The sequence below is a fragment of the Luteimonas sp. A537 genome (genome assembly GCF_054052065.1).
Genome location: NZ_JBSVRH010000018.1, coordinates 1 through 2562 on the forward strand (window position 1 = coordinate 1; position 2562 = coordinate 2562).

2 protein-coding genes and 2 pseudogenes are annotated in these 2562 nt (G+C 57.3%); 2 read left to right on the forward strand and 2 right to left on the reverse strand.

Annotated features, from left to right (window positions below):
* Both ACW7GZ_RS14845 and ACW7GZ_RS14850 read left to right on the forward strand, forming a co-directional pair.
* A partial coding sequence (locus ACW7GZ_RS14845) for a hypothetical protein (RefSeq protein WP_457010043.1) occupies positions 1 to 322 on the forward strand: 322 nt, incomplete at its 5' end.
* A 4-nt stretch (positions 323 to 326) separates the two neighbouring features.
* Positions 327 to 1214 (forward strand): DUF6708 domain-containing protein, encoded by an 888-nt coding sequence (locus ACW7GZ_RS14850; protein WP_457010045.1) that lies wholly within the window; start codon positions 327 to 329, stop codon positions 1212 to 1214.
* A 286-nt stretch (positions 1215 to 1500) separates the two neighbouring features.
* Here the strand turns inward: ACW7GZ_RS14850 and ACW7GZ_RS14855 are convergent.
* Both ACW7GZ_RS14855 and ACW7GZ_RS14860 read right to left on the reverse strand, forming a co-directional pair.
* Positions 1501 to 2056, reverse strand: a pseudogene (locus tag ACW7GZ_RS14855) (IS30 family transposase); the annotation flags it as partial.
* Positions 2041 to 2495 (reverse strand): annotated as a pseudogene (locus ACW7GZ_RS14860) (ISL3 family transposase). The pseudogenes ACW7GZ_RS14860 and ACW7GZ_RS14855, both read right to left, overlap by 16 nt.
* Between the last annotated feature and the right edge of the window lie 67 nt (positions 2496 to 2562).

The window sequence follows — 2562 nt, forward strand, 5'->3', positions numbered from 1 at the left end:
GGTGTTGGAGCCCAGCATGCCTTGGGCCATCCGCATCGTCGCGAAAAAAGTGGACAACAAAGAAGCGTTGGTGGCGTACTACGCGCATCATCCGGGCAACGTGGCCTTCATCGTCGCGCGGCGTGGCAGTCAACTGAAGCATGAGATCGGGACAGTCGAGCCGGAAGCGACGGAAGCGCGCAAGAATAACGTCTTGACGGTTGAACTATCCGCACAGCTGGATGTGAATGTCTATCGCGACGCTTGGGCGGAGGTCGTCATCTATGGCGATCCGGACGCGAAGGAAGCTCCGCTGGTGGACCAGACCCTGAGGGAGAGCTGAGCGGATGCCCTACGATCAAGACGACGGCGTGTTGGTGCCGGAGTGGAAGCAGCCGGAGCCGGAATTGGAGTTCACTGCGGAGCAACGAAGGAAAAACATTTACGCTAAGAAAGGCCCGTTGCGGGTGATGCCGAAGGATAAACGTCAGCCTGTACACACAGCACCGTTAGCACATAATGCAATTTTGCGAGTTCGGCCGGAAGCGGTTGAAGTCGGAACTATTCAGGGGGCGGGAGTTGCTAATTATCTGGGTATTAGCGGGATAATGCTTTTTTGCGTTTTGCTGATTCCTCTTTACATGGCGTTTTTATTCTCCTTCTCGGAGAATGGATCATATTTTTTCTTGGCTTTCTTTGTTCCAGTTTTACTATTAATAATGGTTTCAGTCGTTTTTATTCGAAGGGGGTTTTTTAGTCCCGCCGATCATCCAGTTCTATTCAATCGTAAGACCCGAGAAGTCCATGTCATCCCAATCCAGCGGTTGAGCTTCCTTAGGTTCTGGGAGAAGGGCGCGCCCGGCGCGCTGCGCAGCTATCGCTGGGAAGACGTGCAGGCCCGTACCTATCGACGACTCGACGTACCCGGCGGCACGGTAGCGCGCACAGAAACGGTGATGCAGATGCTCTGCACGACCCAAGAGCAGCCTACGCAAGTGGACCTGATGGTGGATCTGGGGGTAACCGGCACTTGGCGCGATGCGACGCAGGTGCAACTGTGGGAACACATCCGCCGCTATATGGAAGAAGAGGGCCCGCCGCTGAATCCGGGCGATACATTGCGCAAGACCAATTACGACAAGCTGCCGGATTTTCCGCCGCACGTCGTTGCTGCAGCTGGTGGTCCAGCATTGAGCGAAGTCGAGCTCGTCAAATGGACGGTGAAGCAGGCATAGAGATAGTTGAGGACGTGTTCTCGGATTATGCTGGCGCATCGGTATCGGCCGGATGCCGGAAGATGAAGATTAACGACTTCGGGAAATTGCGAGAGAAAGATATGCTGGCCTTTGGTGTGAGCGATACCAGGTACATGACTCAGAAGGAATGGTCGAAAGCTTTCGGAAGCGCAATCACGGACGTTGGGATTGCCTCGGAGCGGTAATCCTCCCACGGGTTGGCTGACGCCAGAAGTGGAGTTTTCTCGTACCCTTTCCCGAGGAGGTTCCATGAAGAAGCTTGGTCTCAAGAACCAAGTGCAACACGTTTCGAGAATGCGGCCATCTCTTCGGCCATGGTCTTCATCCGGCGTCTTCCAGTCGAGCGTCTTCCGTGGCCGGCCGTTGAGCAGCTGGGCGATATCGTTGAGTTGGGTCTGGGTCACGTTCGACAGGTCGGTGCCCTTGGGCAGGTACTGGCGCAACAATCCATTGGTGTTTTCGTTGCTGCCGCGCTGCCAGGGTGCGTACGGATCGCAGAACCAGATGTCGAGCTTCAGCCGCTTGGCCAATGCTTCATGACAGGCCATTTCGCTGCCGCGATCGTAGGTCAGGCTCTCGCGCAGGAACGCCGGCAGCGGCTTCATCTGGCGGGTGAATCCCTCCAGCGCGTCCTGCGCCGTGCAGCCGTCCATCCGGCACAGAATGAAGCGGGTCTTGCGCTCGACCACCGTCCCCACCGCCGAGCGGTTGAAGCTGCCTTTGATGAAATCGCCTTCCCAGTGGCCCGGCAGCAGGCGCTGCTTGATCTTCTCCTGTAATGACCCACTGAATTCCTGCTCAGGTGCTACTTTTCGAGGGGCTTCACCGTTCCCAGTGGGTCACGCACCGACGGACAAGTGATTCGGCGATAGACCAGTCCTCCGAGATGGAAGTAGATGGCGTTGCGGAACCGCTCGCGGTTCCGGAAGCCGCAGGCCCGGAGTTTGATGCGCTGGATGCGGCTGTTCATGCTCTCGGCGTGGCCGTTGTGCAACTGCAGGACGATTGCGTTGAGCACGCCCCACAACTGGTGCTTGATGGTGAGTGCCGCCGATCGCATCGGTGCCGCCGGCAGCGTAGTGCCCAAGCCAGCCATCGCTTCCAGACTTTCAGTGCCCAGGTCCTGCTCCGGTAGTTCCAGAGCTGCATGGCCATGTCCTTGATCGGCCGCGCCCGCGCGGTCTTCAAGGTGCTGTCGCATAGCTCGACGAAACGTTGCCGCTGGGCCGTGGTTTGATCCTGCCCCTGCTTCACGGACACCCGGATAAGCGATTAAATATCGCAATCCGAGGTGAGACAGATGACCAGGAAGAAGTCAGAGACGAAG